We start from the raw sequence: 22,657 nt of genomic DNA, 5'->3' as shown, positions 1-22,657 counted from the left end.
GATGAATACCAGTGGGGTTGGTTGGCAATCAAAGATCCTATTGGATCTATGACTCGCAGTGTGGCAGAACCACGACAGCGACGCAACATGGTCATGGGCGACGCGCGGATGCCTCGTCGAGCACCTGCGCGAAGTTCGCGGCGTCGTGCGCGAAGCGGCCGAGGAAGAGGCCGTCCACCCCGTCGAGCCGGGCGATCAGCCCCGGTCCGGCGCTGCCGCCGTAGAGGATACTGAGGGCGAGGTCGGGGTACGCCGGCTCCAGACGGGCGCGGAGTTCGCGCACCACCGCGGTGACGTAGTCGGGGTCGGCCGGCGCGTCCGCGCCGATCGCCCAAATCGGTTCGTAGGCGAGCAGCAGGTCACCGCGCGCGCCGGTCGGCACCGCGGCGGTCACCTGCCGCGCACAGTGCTCCGCGGCATCCGCTGGTGACAGCCGCTGCGGCTCTCCCACGCAGAGCAGGGCGGTGACCCCGGCCTGCGAACTCGCCCGGTACTTCAGCGCCACCACGTCGTCGGTTTCGCCGAACAGGTCGCGGCGCTCGGCGTGGCCGATCTCGGCGAGGCCGACGCCGAGTTCGGCCAGCATGGATGCCGACACCTCGCCGGTGAGTGGGCCGTCGCCCCATGCCACGTTCTGCGCGCCGACGATCACGCCGGTGTCGCGGAAGGTTTGCAGGGCGGCGGGAAGGAGCGGGAACGACGGGATGACGAACGGCACCACCCCGGCATCGGCAAGGCCGGGGCGAGCCAGCACCGCCTCCCGGGACTCGGCGAGCCAGTCGAGTGTCTGGTGGTATCCGAGGTAGGCCTTGGTGCTGACCCCGACGTACTGCTTACCCATGCCTAGACCGCGGCGACGAGCTTGCGGGCGGCGATGCTGACCGCGAGGTCGAAGGCGTGCTCGGTGGCGCCGGTGCCGGCGATTCCCTTGCCGACGATGTCGAACGCGGTGCCGTGCGCGGGCGTGGCGATCACCACGGGCAGCCCGCCCTGAATGGTGACGCCTCGGTCGAAGCCGATGAGCTTCATCGCGATCTGACCCTGGTCGTGGTACATCGTGACGATGCCGTCGAAGTCGTGGCGCTTGGCGGCGAAGATGGTGTCGGACGGGAACGGGCCCTCGACGCCGATGCCGAGTTCGCGCGCGGCTTCCACGCCGGGAGCGATCTCGTCAATCTCCTCGCGGCCGAAGTTGCCGTTCTCGCCGCCGTGCGGGTTGAGCGCGCAGACGCCGATGCGCGGCGCCGCCAGGCCCGAGCCGAGCAGGGTCTCGTTCAGTAGCTCGATCGCGGCGGTGACCGCGGGGGCCTTGATGTGCTGCGCCACCTCGGAGATCGGGATGTGCGAGGTGACCCTGGCGGTGGTGAGGTCCTCGAGCACGTTGAGCTCACTGGTGACGCCGGTGTGGCCCAGCTCGTGCGCGAACCAGCGCAGTTCGTCTTCGTGGTTCATGCCGGCGAGCTTGAGGCTGGTCTTGTTGAGCGGGGTGAAGACGATGGCGTCGATCTTGCCCTCGTTCGCCAGCTGCAGCGCGCGGGTGAGCTGGTGCATCACGCGGGCACCGGCCTCGACGCTGACCTGCTGGGCCGGGATCGGCTCGGTCGGTGCGGAGGAGTCATCCAGCAGCACCGCGTGCCCGGGCGTGGGCTCGTCGGCGAGCGGGATCTGCACGCCGGCGATTCGCGCGGCGGCTTCCAGCTCCGATGCGTCGGCGAGCACGTAGACCTCGGCGGCATCCAGGCTTCCGGGGCGCGCGAGCAGCTTGGCGGCCAGTTCCGGGCCGATGCCGGCAGGGTCGCCCAGAGTCAGCGCGATCCGCGGCAGGCGCGTCGCGGTGCCGGCGCTGGGGGCGGTGCTGATGGAGGTGCTGGTCGAGGTACTCACAGTGCGGGCCTTTCGTAGCTGGAGATGGCGTCGACCTTGTCGGCCGACGCGGAGGTGGTGTCGAAGCGGTAGTCGAGCCATTCGCCAACCAGCCGCCTGGCCAGTTCCAGGCCGATGACGCGCTGCCCCATGGTGAGCACCTGCGCGTTGTTGCTGAGCACGCCGCGCTCCACCGAGTAGCTGTCGTGGGCGGTGACGGCACGGATGCCGGGGACCTTGTTCGCTGCGATGGCCACGCCGAGTCCGGTGCCGCAGAACAGCAGGGCGCGGTCGGCGTCTCCGGCCCGCACCTTGCGGGCCGCGGTCACCGCGACGTGCGGGTATGCGGTGTGGCCGTCAGCGTCGACGCCGACGTCGGTGACGGAGGCCACACGGGGGTCGGCCTCGAGGTCCTTCTTCAGGGCTTCCTTGTAGTCGAAGCCGGCGTCATCCGATCCGATGACAATGTGCAGTGGGGCGGTGCTGTGCAGGTGCGCGGTCATGATTCCTTCTTGCCTATTCTGCCGTGGCGGCCGAGAGCCGCTCACCGATGGTGGTGACGATGCGGGCGAACGAGACGGCGCCGGCATCCGGATGTCCCACGCTTCGCTCGACGTGCGGGCGGGCTCGCCCGAGCCTGGGCTTCAGCGTGGCGGTGGCGGCCGCGGCGGTGTTCGCGGCCTCGGCGGCGGACCGCCAGGCGGCCGGGAGGGGCTGCCCTCCCTCGACGGCGCGGCCGAGCTCCTCGGCGAACGGCACGAAGGCGTCGACGAGGGTCTTGTCGCCAATCTGGGCCTTGCCGAGACGCTGCACGCCGGCGAGTCCGGCGGTGACGGCGTCGGCGATCGCGCGGGCGTCCAGGGCGGATGCCGCGGCGAGGCTGCTGCCGGCGCCGGTGAGGGTGATCCCCCAGAGTGCGCCCGACGTGCCGCCGCCGTGCTCCGACCAGCCTTCGCCGGCATCGTGTAGCAGCCGCACCACGTCACCGTGGTGGGCGACCACGCGTTCGGCGGCGGAGAGGGCCCCGGTGACACCGCGGCTCATGCCGATGCCGTGGTCACCGTCGCCGGCGATGGCGTCGATGCGACCGAACTCGTCCTCACCGTCGAGCACGACCTGGCGCACCGCGCGCAGCAGTTCCAGGGCTGCCGCGGCGGCGGCGGCCTGATCGGCACTGGCGGGCGCGATGGTTGCGGTCGCGACATCCGACTCGGCGGCGCGGTTGTCCGGCTCGGTCGGGATGACCTCGCCCTTGCGGAAGGCCGGGGTGTCGGCGGGAGCGCGCCAGAGCCGTTCCAGCTCGTCGTCGACCCAGAACAGGGTGAGCGAGACGCCGGCCATGTCGAGGCTGGTGACCAGTTCGCCGCACTCCGGTTCGACGATCTCGACGCCGGCGGCGGTCAGGCGCTCCGACACGGCGGAGAAGAGCACGAACAGCTCCTCGTACTTGAAGGAACCGAGTCCGTTCAGGATGACGACGGCGCGACGCTCGGTGACGTCAGCCGGGATCTCGTCGAGCAGGCGTGCGGTCAGCAGGTCGGCAAGCTCCGGGGCGGTGCTGACGGCGCTCTCGCTGAGGCCGGGCTCTCCGTGGATGCCGAGGCCGATGGCCATCATTCCCGGCGCCACCGTGAACAGCGGCTCGGATGCCCCGGGCAGCGTGCAGCCCGAGAACGCGACGCCGAGCGAGCGGGTGCGGGCGTTCGCCTTGCGGGCGAGGCGTTCCACCTCGTCCAGGCTCGCGCCGGTCTCTGCCGCGGCGCCGGCGATCTTGAACACGGTGAGATCGCCAGCGACGCCGCGGCGCTTCTCGATCTCGTCGGGCCCGGCGCTGGCGATGTCGTCGGTGACGACCACGGTGCGCACGTCCAGGCCTTCGCCGCGCAGCCTTTCCTCGGCCAGGCCGAACTGCAGCACGTCGCCGGCGTAGTTGCCGAAGCTGAGCAGGATGCCGGCGCCGCGCTCGACCGACTTGGCGACCCGGTACACCTGTCCGGTCGCCGGTGAGGCGAAGATGTTGCCGCAGACGGCTCCGGCGGCCAGGCCAGGCCCGACGAGGCCGGCGAAGGCCGGGTAGTGGCCGGATCCGCCGCCGACGACGACGCCGACCCGGCCGTCGGGGATCACGGTGGATCGCACGACGCCGCCGTCGACGCGGCGCACGTAGCGTCGGTTGGCGGCCACAAAGCCGTCGATGGCGGTGTCGGCGAAGGTGGTGGCGTCGGTGATCAGGTGGGTCACGGCTGGGCCTCCCGCTGTGGCTGGGTTGCGACATCCGGTGCCTGCGCGGTCTGCGGCAGCAGCGTGCGCAGGTACTGCATGTTCATGGCGCTGACGCCGAGGCCATCTCCGCCGTAGTGCTCGCAGCAGAGCACGCCCTGGAAGCCGAGCGCGAGGGCCTCGCGAATGGCGTCGCGGTAGTTGATGAAGCCGAGCGCGAGCGGCGCGGGGTGGGTGACGATGGCGCCGGTGGCCGGGTCTTCGTCGCGGTAGTAGTTCTTGACCTGCCAGTAGTTGGTGTACGGCAGGGTCTTGGCGAGCATCTCGCGCCAGTCCTCGATCGGCCGGTGCAGGCGCACCAGGTTGCCGATGTCGGGGTCGAGGCCGACGTTCGGCAGGTCGATGTCCTGAATCAGGCGCACGGCGCTGTCTGCGGTGCCGAGGTAGGTGTCCTCGTACATCTCCAGCGACACGATCATCCCGACCTCGGCCGCGTGCTTGCCGATCTCACGGAACCGGGAGACCGCGAGCGCCCAGGTGTCGGCGTCGTGCTCGGGGTCGCTGGCGCCGGGGGCGTTCCAGAACCAGAGCTGCTGCTGTTGCGCCGGCGTGAATGGGCGGTGCAGGCCGAGCGAGAGCACCTCGACGCCGAGCGCCGCCCCGGCCTCGATGGTGCGGTGCGTGTAGGCCAGGTTATCGGCCGCGGTGTCGGGGTCGATGATGCTGCGACGGGTAATCGAGATCGCGGGCAGGCGGAGACCGGCGGCGACCAAAGTCAGCTCGAACTCGGCCAGGCGCTCGGGGGTGAGATCGCCGACGCGCAGCCAGTTGTCGGTGAGGTCGACGTGCTGGAAGCCGACATGGGCGACCTCGCGCAGGTCGCGCAGCCAGTCCTCGGCCGGGGCGTCCTGCACGCGGGGATGGGCGAACTGATGCAGGGCGGCCGCGATGGGCCAGCTCTCGCTCGTGTGGGGCAAATCGACACCTCGTTGTGTGGGCGTTCGGCTGCGCCGAATGCTCAATCCTGTTTCCTATAGGAAAGAGCATCCGGGGGGCGATGTCAAGTCGCGAAACCCACGGAAGGATCAGCCGAGCGTCAGTGGTGGTGCGCCTGATCGGCGATGGCGCGGCGCTTCACGCTCTCGATGTGCAGCTCCATCTGGTGGCGCGCGGCATCCGCGTCACCCGCTTGGAACGCCTCGAGGATCGTGGTGTGCTCGGCGATGGCGTGGTCGGCGTCACTCACCCCGAGCCCTCCGAACAGGCGGAAGCGTTGCACGTGGCCGCCAAGGGCGGTGTATGCCGCCAGCAGGAACCGGTTGCCCGCGTTCTCGGCGATTAGCCGGTGGAAGCGCTCGTCCGCTTCCCAGTACGGCCTGATCGTGCCGGTGGTGGGATCGGTCGGGGAGTGCCGGAGGTCGTCGATGCTGCGGGCGAGCTCTCCGACGAGGTCGGTGCTGGTGCGGGCGCACGCGCGGTAGGCGTTCTCGGGCTCGAGCAGGTGCCGGGCGTCCATCAGCTCGGTGACCTCGTCGACGGTGAACAGTGGGGCGACCCGGTAGCCCTTGAGCGCCGCGCGCACCACCAGGCCGGTGGCCTCAAGCCTGGCCAGCGCCTCGCGGATCGGGGTCTGCGAGATTTCCATGCCGCGGGCGAGCGCGTCGATGTTGAGCGGCTCATCCGCTTCGAGGCGGCCGTCGATGAGCGCCACCATGAGCTCGTCGTAGACGTGGTCCGCGAGCACCTGCCTCGACGCGACGCTGCGGATGGAAGATCCTATAGGCATGCGATTACTGTAGTTCGTCGCAGAGCGTCACCGGACGCTTCAAGCCCGTTCGGGCGCGTTCAGCTCCCTTCAACCCCGTTCGGGCGCGTGAGGTCTGTCCTTTAGTCCTTCCCTGAGGTCGGGAAGAACCAAAGGCCGTACCTCAGCCGCTTGGCGGGTTACTCGGGCCGTGCGGCCGCCGCCGCGCGCGCCGCGGCCGGCAGGGCGTTGAGGATGCGGGTCACCGCTGCGTCGTCGTGCGCTGAGGTCACGAACCAGGCCTCGAAAACCGACGGCGGCAGGTTCACGCCCGCGTCGAGCATCGCGTGGAAGAACGGCGGGTAGCGGAAGGCATCCTGCGCCTTCACGCCGGCATAGTTGTGCGGGGCATTCGCGCTGAACGCGAAGGAGAACAGGGTTCCGGCGCGCTGCACCGAGTGCGCGACGCCTTCGGCGGCGAGGGCGGCGGATGTCGCGGACGCCACCTGATCGGCGACCGTGCTGAGCCGCTCGTAGACGGCGGCATCCGCGGCACGCAGTGTGGCAATGCCCGCCGCCACGGCGAGCGGATTGCCGCTCAGGGTGCCGGCCTGGTACACCGGGCCGACCGGGGCCAGGTAGTCCATCACGTCGGCGCGTCCGCCGAGGGCGGCCAGCGGCATCCCGCCGCCGACGACCTTGCCGAATGTCATCAGGTCGGGCACCCAGCCGGTGCCATCGGGCACCTGTCCGGAGGCTTCCAGACCCCACCAGCCGGCGGGGCCCGAGCGGAATCCGGTGAGCACCTCGTCGAGGATCAGCAGCGCGCCGTGCTCGCGGGTGATGCGGGAGAGTTCCCGGTTGAAGCCAGGCGCCGGAGGCACCACGCCCATGTTGGCGGATGCCGCCTCGACGATGATGGCGGCGATGTGGTCGCCGTGCTCGGCGAACGCGGCCCGCACCGCGTCGAGGTCGTTATACGGCAGCACGAGAGTCTGCGCGGCGGTCGCGGCGGTGATGCCAGCGGAACCGGGCAGCGCCAGCGTGGCGACACCGGAGCCCGCCTCGGCCAGCAGCGAGTCGGAGTGCCCGTGGTAATGGCCGGCGAACTTGACCAGCAGATCGCGGCCGGTGAATCCACGGGCCAGCCGGATCGCGGTCATGGTGGCCTCGGTGCCGGTGGACACCAGGCGCACCTTCTCGACCGGGTGCACGGCAGACTGCGCGCCGCCGAACGGCTGACGGCTGTCGCTCACCCGGCTGTGGATCAGCTCGGCCAACTCGGTCTCGCCCGGGGTGGACGCCCCGAACGACAACCCGCGCGCCGCAGCGTCCTGCACGGCGGCCACCACGTCCGGATGTGCGTGGCCGAGCAGGGCAGGACCCCACGACGCGACCAGGTCGACATACTCGCGACCCTCGACGTCGGTGATGTACGGCCCGTTCGCGCTGACGAAGAACCGGGGTGTTCCGCCGACCGACCCGAAGGCGCGAACCGGTGAGTTCACGCCGCCAGGGATCAGCTGCCGTGCCTGCTCGAACTGCTGCTCGTTAGTGTCCATTCAGTGACCTAGCCACTTCTGTTGCCCAATAGGTCAGCACGGCGTCGGCACCCGCACGCCGAATGCTGACAATGCTCTCGAGGATCGCCCGCTCCCGGTCGATCCATCCGTGCGCCGCGGCGGCCTCGATCATCGCGTACTCGCCGCTCACCTGATATGCCCAGACCGGAATATCACTGATGGCGCTCACGTCGGAGAGCACGTCGAGATAGCTCAACGCCGGCTTGACCATGATCACGTCGGCGCCCTGCTCGATGTCGAGCCGCGCTTCGCGCAGTCCCTCGCGACGGTTCGCCGGGTCCTGCTGGTAGGTTCGCCGGTCGCCCTGCAGCGAGGAGTCGACCGCCTCGCGGAACGGCCCGTAGAACGATGAGGCGTACTTGGCGGCGTATCCGAGTATGGCGGTGTCGGAATATCCGGCGCCGTCGAGCGCTTCCCGCACCGCTTCGACCTGGTTGTCCATCATTCCGGACAGTCCGATCAACGCCGAACCGGCGGCCGCGTGAGCGAGCGCCATCTCCTGGTAGCGCAGCAACGTTGCATCGTTGTCGACCCGGCCGGCAGCGTCCAGCACACCGCAGTGTCCGTGGTCGGTGAACTCGTCGAGGCACAGGTCGGTCTGCACGACGAGCGCGTCACCCACCTCGGCGACCGCCGCGCGGGTAGCGACGTTGAGGATGCCGTTCTCGTCGGTCGCGCCGCTGCCGACGGCGTCCTTGTGCACGGGGACGCCGAACAGCATCACTCCGCCGATACCGGCCGACGCGGCATCCTGCAGCGCGCTCTTGAACGAGTCGAGACTGTGCTGCACGACCCCGGGCATCGAGGAGATCGGCACCGGTGCGTCGATGCCTTCCCGCACGAACATCGGCAGGATGAGTTCGGCCGGGTTGAGCCGGGTTTCCGCGACCAGGCGGCGGAGCGGCGCTGTGGCGCGCAACCGCCGGGGACGTTCCACGATGGCCATTACGCCTGGACCTCCGCATATTCGACGAGAGCTTCGATGAGGGACTGGGCCGAACGGGTTTCGGCGATGGTGTGCACAGTGAGCCCGGCCGAGCGGGTGTCGAACGCTGTGCGCGGTCCGATGCAGGCGACGACGGTGGCGGGTGGCAGCGGGGCGAGCTGCGCGGCCAATTGCCGGGCGACGCTGCCGGAGGAGACGAGCACGGCGTTGATGCGTCCGGAAGCGACATCCGCCGCCACCTCGTCGGAAACCGGCACGCCGACGGTGCGGTACGCCGAGATGAAGGTGACGTTAAAGCCGAGCTTGGTGAGCCCGGCGAGCAGCGTGGGTTCCGCGATGTCGGATTGCGGCAGCAGCACGCGGCCGGAGCCGTGGCCGCCGGGCCACTCCTTGAAGAGGCCGCGGGCGGAGTAGTCGCCCTGCGGCACGAAGTCCACCTCGTAGCCGGCCAGGCTGAGCGCCCCGGCCGTGGTCTCGCCGACCGCGGCGATCCGGGTGCCCTCCGGCACTGTGGTGCCGTGGCTGGCGAGCACGTCCACCGTGGTGGCGCTGGTCACGACGAGCCAGGCAAAGGCGCCCGCCTCGAGCTCGCGCAGCGCGCCCTGCAGCGCTTCGGGGTTGTCGGTGCTGGCGAAGTTGATGATCGGGGCCACCACCGGAACCGCGCCGAGGCCGCGCAGCGACGCCGCGACGGAGTCACCCCATCGCCCGCCGCGCGGCACGAGCACGCGCCAGCCAGCGAGAGGTTTTGTGGGGATTACCGTCATGACTGGCCGCCGAGCGGAGCGAACTCCGCGGCGCCGTTTGCGAGCAATTCGTCGGCGATGCGGGCCGATACCTCGACGGATGGCTCCGCAGAGTCCGACACGTACAGGGCGTGCGAGCTGGTGAGGTGGGCCGTGCCGTCTGGCCGGTACACGCGGGCCGAGACGAACAGCATGCCGTCCTCGATCATCGCGGTCGCGCCGATGGGTGCCGCGCATCCGGCCTCGAGCCGGTGCAGCACGCCACGCTCGGACTCGACCATGGTGCGGGTGGGCCCGTGGTCCAGCGCCGCGACGAGCTTCTCCTCGCCGGCGCGCGTCTCGAGCGCGAGCGCTCCCTGGCCGGGGGCGGTCGGCCAGCTGGACAGGTCCAGGTACTCGGTGATGGCCTCGGTGCGGCCGAGCCTGGTGAGGCCGGCGACCGACAGGATCACGGCATCCAGATCACCGGATGCCACGCGCCCGAGCCGCGTGTCCACATTGCCGCGGATGTCGAGCACTTCGACATCCGGACGGCGAGACCGCAGCTGCGCCTGGCGACGCGGCGAGCCGGTGCCGATGCGCGCGCCCTGCGGCAGGGTCTCCAGGGTGAAGCCGTCGCGGGCGCAGACCGCGTCACGGGCGTCGGCCCGCTTCGGGATGGCGGCGATGGCGAGCCCTGGCAGCGGCTGGGTCGGCAGGTCCTTCAGGGAGTGCACCACCACGTCGCATTCGCCGGCGAGCAGGGCTTCGCGCAGGGCCGCGGCGAACACGCCGGTGCCGCCGATCTCGGCGAGCGAGGCCTTGTTGCGGTCGCCCTCGGTTGTGATCGGGATGATCTCGACATCCTGACCACTCTTCTTCGCGAGCAGCTCGGCCATCATCCCGGTTTGGGCCATGGCGAGCGCGCTGGCGCGCGTTCCGATGCGGATGGTCATGGTGCAACTCCTGCCGCGGCCGGCTTGAACCCGGCACGCACGTTCTCACAGCAGCCCGGCCTGCAGATGTCGTACCAGGGGCCGAGCTCGGTGAGCGCCGGACGCTCGGCGACAGGGGTGCCGGTGACCCGCTCCATGACCAGGTCGACGAGACCGGTCACGTATCGCGGGTTGACGCCGGGGGTAGGCACGCGGATGGCGGTGAAGCCGTTCTGCTGTGCGGTTTCCAAGGCCTCATTGTCGAGGTCCCACATCACTTCCATGTGGTCGCTGACGAAGCCGAGCGGCACGATGATGACGGCCTTGACGGTGCTCTTGTCGAGTTCCGCGATGGCGTCGTTGATGTCGGGCTCGAGCCACGGCATGCTGGGCGGCCCGGACCGGGACTGGTAGACGAGGGACCAGGGGGTTTCGACAGGCTCAACCAGCGAAGGGGTCGCGGCGGCGGCGGCCATCACCACGGCGGCGACGGCGCGGTGCTGCGCCGCATAGGCGCCACCGTCACCGAAATCGATGTCCGACGGCCCGCTGCGCTCGGCATCCGTGGTGGGAATGCTGTGCGTGGCGAACATGACGTGCGTCTCGGCCGGGCCGATGCCTTGCGCGGCGAGGTCGAGCATCGCGGCGCGCACGCCCTCGATGAACGGTTCGACGAAGCCGGGGTGGTCGAAGAACTGGCGCACCTTGTCGATGTGCACCGTGCCGAGCAGTCCGGTCTCATCCAGCGCCTTCGCGAAGTCCTCGCGATACTGGCGACAGCTGGAGTACGAGCTGTACGCGCTGGTGGCCACGGCGATCAGGTTGCGGAAGCCCCGCTCGTGCGCCTCGACGACGGCGTCCTTCATGTACGGCGCCCAGTTGCGGTTGCCCCACACCACGGGCAGGGTGATGCCGCGCGAGGCGAGCTCGGCCTCGAGTGCGGCCTTCAGCTGCCGGTTGTGTTCGTTGATCGGGCTGATGCCGCCGAAGTGCCGGTAGTGCGTGGCCACCTCTTCGAGACGTTCCTCGGGGATTCCGCGGCCCCCGGTGACATTGCGGAGGAACGGGATGACATCATCCTGCCCCTCGGGGCCGCCGAAGCCGGCGAGCAGGATCGCGTCGTAGGCCACGGGCTCGGTGACGTACGGGTGACCGGTTGCACAGACATCCGTCGCCCCCAGTACCGGCCCGGTTGCCGTGCTCGGCGTGTGACCGTTGGTGATGGTCACGACAGCAACTCCGCGATCTCGGCGAGTTCGATCCGCCGCCCGGTGTAGAACGGCACCTCCTCGCGCACGTGCCGGCGGGCCTCGGTCTGCCGCAGGTGGCGCATCAGGTCGACCAGGTCGACCAGATCGTCGGCCTCGAGCGCCAGGATCCACTCGTAGTCGCCGAGCGCGAAGCTCGCGACCGTGTTGGCGAGCACCTGCGGGAATTCGGCGCCCTTGCGTCCGTGGCTGCCGAGCATCGCCCGACGCTCGTCGTCTGGCAGCAGGTACCACTCGTATGAGCGCACGAACGGGTACACCGTCAACCACTGCTTGGGCTCCTTGCCGCGCATGAACGCCGGCAGGTGGTTGGCGGTGAACTCGGCGTCGCGGTGCACGCCCATCACGTTCCAGGTCGGCAGCAGGGTGCTGAGCAGCCCGGCCCGGCGCAGTTCGCGCAGCGCCCACTGCAGCTGCTGCGGGTCGGGGCCGTGCAGCCACACCATCAGGTCGGCGTCGGCGCGCATGCCTGAGACGTCGTAGAAGCCCCGGATGTCCACCCCCGCCGCGTCGACCTGAGTCACGCGGTCGGCGAGGTCGTCCAGTGATCCGGCGGCCGGTCGCAGCGGGTCCCGCCGCAACACTGCCCAGAGGGTGTAACCAAGTTCGGGTGTATCAGTTGCCACGGTGATCGCGACGCTCCTTGTATTGCAGAAATTAGTCGTCGGAGAAGATGGCCCATGCCATCAGTCCAACCACCACGATAGACGCAGCAGTTGCGCCAATGATCCATGGCACCGGGTTGCGCTCGTACGACGCCTGAGCCCGCTCCACCATCAGCTTCGACTGCTTGGGAATGTTGAATTTATCTTCGATCGCGTCGAGCGTGGCGGTGAGTTCGGCGCGGGATGCCGCGGCCTTCGCCTGAAGCTCGGTGGTATCACTCATCGGGGCTCCGTCTCCGCTGGGGTGCTGCCGTACCGGGTGCGTGTGCTCGCCGGCTGTCGGTTGGGTGCGTTTCGGGCGACGATTCCGCGGATGGCGAAGTAATCGCGCTTGACGCTGTCAATCGTCTCGGTCGGAGTGGGCGGCATGGCCTTCTTGATCTCGCGGTATCCGATGAAGGCCAGAATCGCGATGATGATGAGCAGCACCAGCGCCACCAGCAGGGCGGCCAGCCAGCCCGGCATCACCAGCGACAGGGCAAAGATTGCCGCCGTGAGCAGCACGCCCAGGAACAGCAGCAGGATCACCGCGGCGATCAGGATCAGGCCGGCGCCGACACCTGCGAGCTTCAGCTTGCCGACGATCTCGGCCTTGAGCAGTTCGAACTCGCTGCGAACGAGGTCACTGACCAGGGTGGGTACGTCGCCGAGCAGGGCGAACAGCGATCGTTGCCGGGCGCGCGGCTGCGCGTTCGGTTCCGTCATGTCGTCCTACCCGGGGTTTCCCGCGGACGGCGGAATCGACAAGTCCGGGGAAGGCGGGATGGACTGCGACGTGCCGCTCGGGATCACCGGGGCGGGCTTTGAGGTGATGGTGCTGCCCTCAGTTGGGGAGGAGGAAGCGGTGCCGCCCTTCGATGCGGCGCTGCCGTTCGACTTCTTGGCGGCCTGCTTGTCCTTCAGCGAAGACACCTGGCCGGCGACCTTCTTGGCGCCCTCAGCGACGAGGTCCGCGACATCCGGAGCCTTGTCCTTGACGAATTCTTCGACCTGCACAACGCGCTCGTGCACGCGGGGGTCGCCCCAGAACTTGTCTGCGGCTGCCTTGATCTGGTCGTAGCGCTTGCGGCCGGCCTTGCTGCCGAGAACGTATCCGACCGCCAACCCGGTCGCAAAGAGAATCTTGCCTTTCACGGTGTTCTCCGTTCGTTGTGTGGATTTCAACACTAGCCCCGATCAGGGGCCGTTCTCCTGAAGAAGATTCTGGGCGGTGGAACGGGCCTGCGCCACCACGCTGGCGAGCCCGGTGCCCGCCGCAGTCTCGCCAACCACCTGTATTCCAGTATCGGCATACGTCTGGGCGGCCGCGCGCTGCCATTCGACGTGAGCGAATCCCAGAACCGCGGATGCCGGAATCGACACGCCGAGCAGTGTCTGCGCGTCGGCGGTGGCCACCTCGCGGAACCGGTCGTGGGCTCGGTCATAGGACAGCCGGATCACGTGACGGCCCTCGGCCCGGTCGGCCAGCCACGGCCACTTCGCCGTCGCATGGGTGAGCGCGCGGGCCTGGATGCCGGGCGCCCCGGTGGCGACCAGCACCCCGGAGCCGCGCGGGGCGGAGTCGAGCGCGGGCGCGTCGACGACCAGGGTGGCGACCACCGCCCGGCGCAGCGTGGCCGGGGCGAGCACGCCGGGCGCTGCCACGATCACGGTGCCGGCAAGCATCTCGGTGCCGACGCGCGCGCCGTCCGGCGTCACGTCGGAGGCCGGCTGGCCGAGTCGCACGTCCACCTGGTACCGGTCGAGGTCGGCGGTGAGCTCGTCGACGAGCCTCGCCATCCCGCCCCGGATGCCCAGCACAGCCGATCCGGCCGGCGCCTTCTCGCGCAGGTCGCGCACGCCGCGGGCAAGCGAGCCCTCGCGCAGCAGCGCGTTGCGCAGTCCGGGCGCCACCCGATCGAGCGGCAGGTCGTCGGGGTGAGCGCTGTGCACGCCGGTCACCACGGGCGCCACGAGTTTGTTCAGGATGCCGGCGCCCATCCGGGTGCGCACCAGCTCGCCGAGCGTCTGCGCCTTGGCGCCGACCGTGGCCGGCAGCAGCGTCTCCAGGTAGGCGCGGAAGGCGGTCGCGCCGCCGACCACCGCGATCACATCGGTGGCGAGCGGTGAGCCGGGGATGCCGAGCAGGCTCGTCGCGGGCAGCGGGATGGCGGCGCCCTGTGCGGGCTGCAGCCAGGCGCCGGCCGGTGCCGGCGGCACGATGTCGCCGCCGAGCCCGAGCAGCGTGGCCAGCTGCTGCACCGCTCCCCCGCGTACCGCGAAGGCTTCGGCACCGGTGTCGAGGTCGATGCCGGCCACCGTGTGGCGGCGCACCTGGCCGCCGAGGCGGTCGCTCGCCTCGAGCAGGGTGACCCGTGCCCCGGCCGCGGCCAGGTCACGGGCGACGACGAGTCCGCCGACGCCGCCCCCGACGACCACGAAGTCGCGGGTCATAACGAGTGGACGAGCTGCACGATCCGGGTGAGCACGTCGGGGTCGGTGTCCGGCGGAACGCCGTGGCCGAGGTTCACCACGTGGGCGGGCGCCGCCCGGCCGGCCTCGATCACCGCGCGCACGTGCGCTTCGAGCACGGGCCACGGTGCGGCCAGCAGTGCCGGGTCGATGTTGCCCTGCAGCGGCGTGGTGCCGCCCAGTCGGCGGTTCGCCTCGTCCAGCGGCAGGCGCCAGTCCACGCCCATCACGTCGGCGCCGATCGACCGCATCGCGGGCAGTAGTTCGCCGGAGCCGACGCCGAAGTGCACCTTCGGCACGTCGAGGCCGCGCAGGTGGTCGATGGCGCGCTTCGAGTGCGGGCGAACCCTGCGCACGTAGTCGTTCTCGCTCAGCGAGCCGACCCAGGAGTCGAACAGCTGAACAGCGGATGCCCCGGCCTCAACTTGGGCGCGCAGGAACATTCCGCTGGCGTCGGCTGCCCAGTTGAGCAGCGCCGCCCAGGTGTGCGGGTCGGAGTGCATCATTGTGCGGGCGCGCAGGTGCTCCTTCGACGGGCCGCCCTCGACCAGGTAGGCGGCCAGGGTGAACGGCGCCCCGGCGAATCCGATCAACGGAGTGGAGCCCAGCTCGGCGACCGTCATGGCGACGGCCTCGCTGATCGGCGCGAAGACTGCAGGGTCGATCGGGCGCAGGGCCGCGACATCCGCTGCGCTACGAATGGGGTTCTCCAGTACCGGACCGCGGCCCGGCACGATGTCGACGGCGACGCCGCCGAGCTTCACCGGAACCACGATGTCGCTGAAGTAGATCGCGGCGTCGACCGCGTGCCGGCGCACCGGCTGCAGGGTGATCTCGCTCGCCAGGCTCGGCGTCAGGCAGGCCTCGAGCATGTCGCCGTCCTGACGGAGCGCGCGGTACTCGGGCAGCGAGCGTCCGGCCTGGCGCATGAACCACACCGGAGGCGTGTCGGGTCGGTCACCCCGATAGGCGCGGATCAGCGGGGATTCGGCGGTACGGCCGTCGACGAGGGGATGCGTGGGAGCGAGGGGCACGCCCCTAAGCCTAGGCACAGAAATCTGTAGGCTAAAATGACCGTGTGCTTCTCTGCCTCACTGCCAGCCACCGCACCACCAGCTTCGACGTGCTCGAACAGCTGACGGTCGGCGCTTCTGCGGTGGCAAGCACACTCGGCGCCCACGCCGACATCGCCGGTGCGGTGGTGCTCTCGACCTGCAACCGGTTCGAGGTGTACCTCGACACGGACGCGACGGATGCCGTTGATCTCATTGCCAGCGCGGCCGGCTTGGATGCCGACATCCTGCGCAGCTCGGCCACGCAGCTGCACGGCGACTCGGTGGCCCAGCACCTGTTCTCGGTCAGCTCAGGGCTCGAATCGGTGGTCGTCGGTGAGGACGAGATCTCCGGCCAGGTCAGCCGCGCGCTGCTCGACGCCCGCGACACCGGCAGCACCTCGCCCGCGCTGGAGAAACTGTTCCAGCGCGCCACCAAGACCAGCCGCGGCGTGAAGACGCAGACCGCGCTGGGCGGTGCCGGTCGCTCACTGGTTCGGCTGGCCCTTGAGCTGGTCTCCAGCCGCATCACCGACTGGGCCGAGACCCGCGTGCTGCTCGTCGGCACCGGTCAGTACGCGGCAACCACCGTGGTCGCGCTGCGCGACCGCGGCGCCGAGCAGATCAGCGTGTACTCCCCCAGCGGGCGGGCACTGCCGTTCGCCACCAAGCACACCCTCTCGGCCGAGGTCGATCTGGCGTTGGCACTCACTGCCGCCGACGTTGTGATCACCTGCACCTCGGGAGCCGAGCCGGTCATCACCCCCGAGGTGCTCGCCGCCGGGGCGCGCCGCATGATCGTGGACCTCGGCCTGCCCCGCAACGTCGACCCTCTGGTGGTGGGCGTGGCCGGTGTCGAGCTGCTCGATCTCGAGACCATCAGCCTGCACGCCCCGCTCGACGAGATCACGGCCACCGCAGACGCCCGCGAGCTAGTGGGCAGCGCCGCATCCGAATTCGTCGCCGACGTAGCGATCGCCCCCGCCGTTGTTGCGCTGCGCACCCATGTGCTGGGCATCCTCGACGCGGAACTGGCCCGCGGCCGCGCCGCCACCCCCGAGGCCGAGGCCGCCCTGCGCCACTTCGCAGGGGTCCTGCTGCACGGCCCGTCGGTGCGCGCCAGGGAGCTCGCGCTTGAGGGCCGCGCCAGCGACGTGACCGCCGCGCTCGAGACCCTGTTCGGGGTGCAGGTGGAGGCCCCGGCCGCTGCCGGCGAGGCCGCGGAGCCCGCCACAGCCTGACGCTGGCCGCACGAAACTCAGTGCACGTACTCCAGCAGGTCCGTGCCGAATGAGCGCATCGCGTCGAGCACCTGCAGCCGTGCGGGCAGACTCGCGTCGTCGAACTGCACGGTCAGTGCGTAGGAGACACCCGCCCGCGTCCCGCGCAGCACGCCGGCCTCGGAGCGCACGCCGACATCCGTTCCGGTCTTGTTGATCAGCAGCGTGCCGTGGTCGGTGGCGCGGTGTGCCAGCGGGTCGAGGCCGAATGCGGAGGCCACCAGCGACAGGTCGGTGTTCAGCGAGAGCCAGCCGATCACCCGGTTGCTGGTGACCGAGTCGATGATCTGGCCGCGGGCGAGCGCGGCGAACAACCAGGACAGTTCCGCCGCCGAGCCGATCGAGAGCTGCGGCGCATCGTCGGGGCCACGGCTGTCGCGCACCAGGTCGAGCAGGGCGGTGCGGGCCAGGCCGAGCGCGTCGGTGCGACGGCGCACCGCCTCGAGGCCCACGTGCTCGAGCAGCACGTTGGTGGCGAGGTTGTCGCTGGTCGCGCCCACCAGGCTCGCGACATCCAGCACCGGCAGTGCCGGAACCTGCAGGTGCTGCCACACCCCGGAGTCGCCCACCGGCCCGACGGCGTGCTTGTCGACGGTCGCGAACGGCTGCAACGAGCCGTCGGACAGTTGCGCGGACACCTCGATCAGCAGTAGCACCTTGCCCACGCTCGCCGTCGGCAGGGCGATGCGGTCATCGATCGCCACCAGGTTTCGAGAGTTGTCGAGGTCGATGACGCTCGCCGACACCTGGGCGCCCTGATAGGCGATGTCGCCGAGCGCGCCGAAGCTTCTGGCGAAGTTCTCGACGTCACCGGGCGCGCGGTGCCGCGGCGCGTGCTCCGCACGCGTCCGATCCCGCCGTTGTCTGAGAGGGGTTGCGTCTACCAGATCGTCACCCTCTCGGCAGGGTCGAGCCACAGCGCGTCAGCCTCAGTGACCGAGAAGGTGCTGTAGAACTCGTTGATGTTGCGAACGATCTGGTTGCAGCGGAACTCGTTCGGCGAGTGCGAGTCGATGGAGAGCAGTCGCAGTGCCTCCTCGTCGCGCAGCTTCACCTGCCAGGCCTGGGCCCAGGACAGGAAGAACCGCTCGGCGCCGGTCATGCCGTCGACCACGGCGGGTTCCTCGCCGTGTAGCGACAGCAGGTACGCCTTCCAGGCGATCGACAGTCCGCCGAGGTCGCCGATGTTCTCGCCGATGGTGAGTGCCCCGTTGACGGTGTGGTCGGGCAGCTGGTCCGGCGATAGCGCGTTGTACTGCTCGATCAGCGAGGCGGTGCGCTGCTCGAACGCGGCGCGGTCGGCTTCGGTCCACCAGTCGAGCAGCCGGCCGTCGCCGTCGTAGCGGGAGCCCTGATCATCGAACCCGTGACCGATCTCGTGCCCGATCACCGCACCGATGGCGCCGTAATTGGCCGCGGCATCCCGTGTCTCGTCGAAGAACGGGAACTGCAGGATCGCTGCGGGAAAGACGATCTCGTTGAAGCCGGGGTTGTAATACGCGTTGATCGTCTGCGGGGTCATGAACCACTCGTCGCGGTCGATCGGCTTGCCGATCTTGCCGAGCTCGCGCTGGAACTCGAACTCGCTGGTCGCGCGCACGTTGCCGATCAGGTCGCTGGCGTCGATCGCCAGGGTCGAGTAGTCGCGCCACTTCACCGGGTACCCGATCTTCGGCGTGAACTTGTCGAGCTTGTCGAGCGCGCGCGCCCGGGTCTGTTCGGTCATCCAGTCGAGGGTGGTGATGCTCTGCCGGTACGCCTCGACCAGGTTGCCGACGAGCTCATCCATCGCGGTCTTCGCGGTCGGCTTGAAGTGCCGATCCACGTACACCTTGCCGACCGCCTCACCGAGTGCGCCCTCGACCAGTGAGACGCCGCGCTTCCAGCGTGCTCGCAGCTCCGGGGTGCCGGACAGCGTCTTGCCGTAGAAGTCGAAGTTGGTCTCGACGATCTCCTTGGTCAGGTATGCCGCGTTCGACCGGATGATCTGCCAGCGCAGCCAGTCGCGCCAGGCGTCGAGCCGGTCGTCGGAGAACACCCGCGCCAGGCCCTCAGCGAAGCTGGGCTGACGCACCACGACCTCGTCGAACGAGCCGGCCGGAACGTCGAGCGCGGCGAGCCAGCCGCCGAAGGTCTCGGCACCGGGCACGTCGTGCCAGGCCATCGGGTTGTATGTGGCCTGGCTGTCACGGGAGTGCACGTTGTCCCAGTGGTGACTGGCGAACTCGGTCTCCAGCTCGAACACGCGCTGGGCGCGGGCGGCGCCGTCGTCGACGCCGACCAGGCCGAACATCTTGCTGATCAGCTGCTGATACGACGAACGGATGTCGCTGAACTTGTCTTCGCGGTAGTACGACTCGTCTGGGAGCCCGAGTCCGCCCTGTTCCACGAAGACCAGGTACCGCTCCGGGTTGCCCGGGTCGTTATCGACGAACAGCTGGAAGAAACCCGTGGTGCCCGCCCGCTCCAACCGGCCGATCGTCGCCAGCAGGGACTGGACGGAGTCGATGCCGTCAATGGATGCCAGCAGCGGCTGGATCGGGGCGGTGCCCAGCTGTTCGATGCGCTCGTCGTCCATGAAGCTCGTGAACAGGTCGCCGATCTTGCGCGGCTCTGAGCCGGGTTCGGCCGACTGCGAGTCGGTGATGATGTCGCGCACCGCCTGCTCCGCCTCCTCGGCGAGCAGGTAGAACGAGCCATACCGTGCCTTGTCGCTGGGGATTGTGGTTCGGCTGATCCATTTGCCGTTGACGTGCCGGAACAGGTCGTCCTGGGGGCGGATCGCGGGGTCGAGCTCTGAGGTGTTAATACCGGAGGACAGCGTCATGCGCTCCAGCCTAGTTGCGGCCGCCGACCCAGAGACGAGGAGGGGGCGGAGCCGCGAGGCGTCCACGCCCTACCCCTCATCTCCCCTCCCCCCGGAGGTGCATTCGGGTTGCAATCACCAGTCTGCCGAAAGTGAAAGAGTTTTCACAGCCCGGTTTTTCGCGGCACCCCAACGGGGGATAGACGCTGTGAGTATCCTAGGAACGCAGGACTGAGTGGGGGAATCATGGTCGATCGTCGATGCGAGATCGCGATAGTCGATGACCACGAAATCGTCTGCCTCGCCTTCCGTCAGGCGTTTGAGGGCGTGGTGGGCATCGACGTCGTGGGCAGCGCCCGCACCGTCGCCGAACTGCTGAAGCGGCATCCCCACCCGGATCTCGTCGTGCTCGACCTTCGGTTGGCCGATGCGTCAACGCCGGACGACAACGTGGCGGCGCTGAACGCCGCGGGCGCGGAGGTGCTGATTTACACGGCGGGCGACGACGCGCACATGATCCGGCGGGCGGCCAGGGCCGGCGCACTGGCGGTGCTGCGCAAGTCACAGCCCTTGGCCACGCTGGTCGATGCCGTTGAGCGGGTCGCCCGCGGCGAACTCGTGGTGTCCACCGACTGGGCGGCGGCGATCGACGGCGACCCGGAGCTCGCCGGCGCACTGCTCAGCCCGCGGGAAGAGGAAGTGCTCGCGCTCTACGCGTCGGGCCTGAAAACGCACAGCGTGGCGTCGCAGACCGGCATTGCCGTGGACACCGTCGAGGACTACGTGCGGCGAATCCGGGCCAAGTACGCCAGAGCCGGGCGGGCGGCGCCGACCAAGATCGACCTGTACAAGCGCGCCGTCGAAGACGGCCTGTTGCCCACACCGCACGCGTGACGGGGGTGACCCCGACGCGCGGTACTGCCGCGCCGCCGCACGGGGCTCGCTACATACGCATCGTGCGCGTGCTGTCGGTGGGTCTCGGGGCATCCGGCGTGGTGTTCATCGCCCTCGCCATCCCGTCCATCACCACCCAGTTGCCCGTGCTACAGCCCTGGTTCGGTCTGCTTGCGCTGCTGGTGACGCCGGTGCTTCCCGTGGCACTCAGCATCCTGTCCCGGCGGCTACCGGTCGGCGTACTGAAGGTACTGGCCGGATGCATCGGCATCGGCTACCTCGTCGTGCTGGTTCTCTGGATGCCCGCCATGACACCGCCCGCCCTGCCGTCCGGCGAGTCACCGTGGGTGCTCGGGTTCCTCGCTCTGCCCACCGTCGCCGCCGCGATCGCCTGGCGGCCGGCGATCGCCTGGGCGTACGTCGGCGTCGCCAGCGCGGCCCTCGGGCTGCTGCGCTTCTTCGCGTCCGGGGGCAGCGCCCTGGTTGTCGCGCTGCAGGACACCCTGTACGGGGCGATGTTCTCCGCGATCATGACGGCGCTGGCCATCGCCATGATCAACGCCAGCGCGCGGCTCGATGTCGCGGCGGCCGCGGCACGCGCCGAGACCGCGAACGCCGCGGCGGCCGCGGCACGGGAGCGACAGCGCGCCCGCGTCGACGGCCTGCTGCACGACTCCGTGTTCACCGCCCTGTTGATGACTGCCGAGTCGGCGGTGCCCCCGCCCGCGTCGGCATCGCACGCTCGCCAGACCCTCGCCGAGCTCGACCGGCTGAAAGCCCACGACGCCGCCGGGGTGCCCATCGACGCCCCCGATTTCGCCGCGCTGCAAACCGAGACGATCAGGCAGATCGCCCCGGACACGGCACTCAGTGTGCAAACGGATGCCACAGCTGAGGTGCACGGCGACGCCGCCCTGGCACTCGGTGAGGCGCTCACCGAAGCGCTGCGCAACAGCGTGCGGCACGCGCCGCTCGCCCGACGGTCGGTGCAGATCACGGCAACCGAACGGGGCGTCCGAATCCTCGTCGACGACAACGGCCCCGGCTTCGACCCCGCCGCGGTCCCCTCCAACCGGCTCGGCATCGCGATCAGCATCATCGAGCGGATGCGCTCGGTCGCGGGCGGCGACGCCGCCGTTCGCTCCACGCCGGCCGGCGGAACTCGGGTCATCCTGCAGTGGAGCAGGTCATGACCGCGGCGCGGGACTTCGGCGCCATGCTCGAGTTCGGCTCGTGGGGCGCGCGGCTGCTGCTCGTCCTGTTCGTCGTGGTGCACACCATGATCGCGCTCAGCTCGCTGCGGTCGGCAGAGTCGACCTGGCCGAGCCTCGTCGCGCTGGTGCTGGTCTGCTCGGCCGCGGTGGTCAGCATCCACCCCGCGCCAGCGAAGCTCGGGCTCTGGCGCACGCTCGTGATCGTCGCAGCCGTGGTTGCCTCAACGGTGGTGGTGTGCACGCAACTCCCGCTCACCGGGCCGATCTCCTATGCCGCCTGGTACCTCGGAGCCGACACCTTCCTGTTGATGCTGCTCGCCTTGCGTGGCCGCATCGGCTGGGCCTGGGCGGGCTTCGCGCTGATGGGCGCCATCACCCTCGGCTGGGTGGCCTGGTCAGGACGCGGGGTGCTCGACAGCCTCGAGTTAGTCGCACGGCACGCGGCCACACTGTTCATCGGGTCGCTCGTCGCGGTCATGCTGCGCCGCACCGCGCAGCGGATCGCGCGCTTTCACGCCATCGAGGAGCGCCGGGCCACCGACGAGGCGGTCGCACGGGCGTCGCTCGATGAGCGTCGCACCCGGATCGCGCGGGTTGAGGCGATCGCGCGGCCGATGCTCGAGACGATCGCCTCCGGCCGGCCGCTTGATGCGGCCGAACGCGACGAGTGCCGGGTGATCGAGGCCACGCTGCGCGATTCCGTGCGAGCCCGCCTGCTCTCCACCGCGACCCTGGACGCCGCCGTGATCGGCGCCCGGCGGCGCGGGGTCGCGGTCACGCTGCTCGATGATCGGGCAACGCCCCTCACCGACTTCGACGGCGAGCGGATGTCGGAGTGGGTGACCGACAAGCTGGAGTCGACGCTCACCGGCAGCGCGGTGGTGCGGCTGCTTCCGGCGGGCCGGGCTAGCCTGGCCACCGTCGTGGTCGAAGACGGCACCGAGCCGAGCGTGCACCACCTGAGATGCGAGGGCGAGCCCGCGCCCGGCGGCGGGTAGGGTCGCAGATGCC

Annotated in this window: 23 protein-coding genes; 4 read left to right on the top strand and 19 right to left on the bottom strand. The window is 69.8% G+C overall.

Going from position 1 to position 22,657, the window contains the following annotated elements; translation table 11 throughout:
- Positions 1-91: 91 nt before the first annotated feature.
- The 17 genes from HCT51_RS00330 to hemE form a co-directional block, all read right to left on the bottom strand.
- Positions 92-841 (bottom strand): triose-phosphate isomerase family protein, encoded by a 750-nt coding sequence (locus tag HCT51_RS00330; RefSeq protein WP_166876570.1) that lies wholly within the window; start codon positions 839-841, stop codon positions 92-94.
- A gap of 2 nt (positions 842-843) precedes the next feature.
- The gene (locus HCT51_RS00325; protein WP_224760595.1) at positions 844-1,884 is read right to left on the bottom strand and encodes a 4-hydroxythreonine-4-phosphate dehydrogenase PdxA; all 1,041 of its coding nucleotides are present in this window, start codon (positions 1,882-1,884) and stop codon (positions 844-846) included.
- Entirely contained in the window at positions 1,881-2,366 is a 486-nt protein-coding gene (locus HCT51_RS00320; protein ID WP_166876577.1) for a ribose-5-phosphate isomerase, read from the bottom strand. The genes HCT51_RS00325 and HCT51_RS00320 overlap by 4 nt, the downstream gene beginning before the upstream one ends.
- 13 nt (positions 2,367-2,379) lie before the next feature.
- Positions 2,380-4,104 (bottom strand): dihydroxyacetone kinase family protein, encoded by a 1,725-nt coding sequence (locus tag HCT51_RS00315; protein WP_166876579.1) that lies wholly within the window; start codon positions 4,102-4,104, stop codon positions 2,380-2,382.
- Positions 4,101-5,060, bottom strand: coding sequence for a sugar phosphate isomerase/epimerase family protein (locus HCT51_RS00310; protein ID WP_166876582.1), 960 nt, complete (start codon positions 5,058-5,060; stop codon positions 4,101-4,103). Before HCT51_RS00310 ends, HCT51_RS00315 begins: the two co-directional genes overlap by 4 nt.
- A gap of 119 nt (positions 5,061-5,179) precedes the next feature.
- A complete protein-coding gene (locus tag HCT51_RS00305) occupies positions 5,180-5,869 on the bottom strand; it encodes a GntR family transcriptional regulator (protein WP_166876584.1) in 690 nt (229 codons plus the stop codon).
- Between the two features lie 158 nt (positions 5,870-6,027).
- The gene (gene hemL / locus HCT51_RS00300; RefSeq protein ID WP_166876586.1) at positions 6,028-7,389 is read right to left on the bottom strand and encodes a glutamate-1-semialdehyde 2,1-aminomutase; all 1,362 of its coding nucleotides are present in this window, start codon (positions 7,387-7,389) and stop codon (positions 6,028-6,030) included.
- Positions 7,379-8,356 (bottom strand): porphobilinogen synthase, encoded by a 978-nt coding sequence (gene hemB / locus HCT51_RS00295; protein WP_166876588.1) that lies wholly within the window; start codon positions 8,354-8,356, stop codon positions 7,379-7,381. Before hemB ends, hemL begins: the two co-directional genes overlap by 11 nt.
- Positions 8,356-9,123: a uroporphyrinogen-III synthase gene (locus HCT51_RS00290; protein ID WP_166876590.1), complete on the bottom strand. Its 768-nt coding sequence runs from the start codon at positions 9,121-9,123 to the stop codon at positions 8,356-8,358. Before HCT51_RS00290 ends, hemB begins: the two co-directional genes overlap by 1 nt.
- Positions 9,120-10,037 (bottom strand): hydroxymethylbilane synthase, encoded by a 918-nt coding sequence (hemC, locus tag HCT51_RS00285; protein WP_166876591.1) that lies wholly within the window; start codon positions 10,035-10,037, stop codon positions 9,120-9,122. Before hemC ends, HCT51_RS00290 begins: the two co-directional genes overlap by 4 nt.
- Positions 10,034-11,245, bottom strand: coding sequence for a ferrochelatase (locus HCT51_RS00280; protein WP_370626876.1), 1,212 nt, complete (start codon positions 11,243-11,245; stop codon positions 10,034-10,036). Before HCT51_RS00280 ends, hemC begins: the two co-directional genes overlap by 4 nt.
- On the bottom strand, positions 11,242-11,910 hold the full coding sequence (gene hemQ / locus HCT51_RS00275) for a hydrogen peroxide-dependent heme synthase (protein WP_224760594.1): 669 nt from the start codon (positions 11,908-11,910) through the stop codon (positions 11,242-11,244). The genes HCT51_RS00280 and hemQ overlap by 4 nt, the downstream gene beginning before the upstream one ends.
- Positions 11,911-11,941: 31 nt before the next feature.
- On the bottom strand, positions 11,942-12,172 hold the full coding sequence (locus HCT51_RS00270; RefSeq protein ID WP_166876594.1) for a DUF3618 domain-containing protein: 231 nt from the start codon (positions 12,170-12,172) through the stop codon (positions 11,942-11,944).
- The gene (locus HCT51_RS00265; RefSeq protein WP_166876597.1) at positions 12,169-12,654 is read right to left on the bottom strand and encodes a phage holin family protein; all 486 of its coding nucleotides are present in this window, start codon (positions 12,652-12,654) and stop codon (positions 12,169-12,171) included. Before HCT51_RS00265 ends, HCT51_RS00270 begins: the two co-directional genes overlap by 4 nt.
- Positions 12,655-12,660: 6 nt before the next feature.
- Positions 12,661-13,083, bottom strand: coding sequence for a YtxH domain-containing protein (locus HCT51_RS00260; protein ID WP_191413679.1), 423 nt, complete (start codon positions 13,081-13,083; stop codon positions 12,661-12,663).
- Between the two features lie 42 nt (positions 13,084-13,125).
- Positions 13,126-14,382 (bottom strand): protoporphyrinogen/coproporphyrinogen oxidase, encoded by a 1,257-nt coding sequence (locus HCT51_RS00255; RefSeq protein WP_166876600.1) that lies wholly within the window; start codon positions 14,380-14,382, stop codon positions 13,126-13,128.
- On the bottom strand, positions 14,379-15,434 hold the full coding sequence (hemE, locus tag HCT51_RS00250; RefSeq protein WP_166876603.1) for a uroporphyrinogen decarboxylase: 1,056 nt from the start codon (positions 15,432-15,434) through the stop codon (positions 14,379-14,381). Before hemE ends, HCT51_RS00255 begins: the two co-directional genes overlap by 4 nt.
- Positions 15,435-15,478: 44 nt before the next feature.
- On the opposite strand from hemE, the gene HCT51_RS00245 reads away from it, so the two are divergent.
- The gene (locus tag HCT51_RS00245) at positions 15,479-16,693 is read left to right on the top strand and encodes a glutamyl-tRNA reductase (RefSeq protein ID WP_166876607.1); all 1,215 of its coding nucleotides are present in this window, start codon (positions 15,479-15,481) and stop codon (positions 16,691-16,693) included.
- Between the two features lie 17 nt (positions 16,694-16,710).
- Here HCT51_RS00245 and HCT51_RS00240 read toward each other — a convergent pair whose 3' ends face one another.
- Both HCT51_RS00240 and HCT51_RS00235 read right to left on the bottom strand, forming a co-directional pair.
- The gene (locus tag HCT51_RS00240; RefSeq protein WP_224760593.1) at positions 16,711-17,649 is read right to left on the bottom strand and encodes a serine hydrolase; all 939 of its coding nucleotides are present in this window, start codon (positions 17,647-17,649) and stop codon (positions 16,711-16,713) included.
- Positions 17,613-19,559: a M13 family metallopeptidase gene (locus HCT51_RS00235; RefSeq protein ID WP_166876610.1), complete on the bottom strand. Its 1,947-nt coding sequence runs from the start codon at positions 19,557-19,559 to the stop codon at positions 17,613-17,615. The genes HCT51_RS00240 and HCT51_RS00235 overlap by 37 nt, the downstream gene beginning before the upstream one ends.
- 225 nt (positions 19,560-19,784) lie before the next feature.
- Between HCT51_RS00235 and HCT51_RS00230 the strand changes: the two genes are divergently transcribed.
- From HCT51_RS00230 to HCT51_RS00220, 3 genes are read left to right on the top strand one after another with little or no spacing between them, the layout of a single operon-like run.
- Complete coding sequence (locus tag HCT51_RS00230; protein WP_166876613.1) at positions 19,785-20,432, top strand: response regulator transcription factor; 648 nt, start codon at positions 19,785-19,787, stop codon at positions 20,430-20,432.
- A complete protein-coding gene (locus HCT51_RS00225; protein ID WP_166876616.1) occupies positions 20,429-21,625 on the top strand; it encodes a sensor histidine kinase in 1,197 nt (398 codons plus the stop codon). Before HCT51_RS00230 ends, HCT51_RS00225 begins: the two co-directional genes overlap by 4 nt.
- Positions 21,622-22,644, top strand: coding sequence for a hypothetical protein (locus HCT51_RS00220; RefSeq protein WP_166876619.1), 1,023 nt, complete (start codon positions 21,622-21,624; stop codon positions 22,642-22,644). Before HCT51_RS00225 ends, HCT51_RS00220 begins: the two co-directional genes overlap by 4 nt.
- The last annotated feature ends 13 nt before the right edge of the window (positions 22,645-22,657 follow it).

The organism is Salinibacterium sp. ZJ450 (assembly GCF_011751885.2).
GTDB lineage: Bacteria > Actinomycetota > Actinomycetes > Actinomycetales > Microbacteriaceae > Ruicaihuangia.
This window is presented reverse-complemented; position numbering and strand designations above follow the sequence as displayed.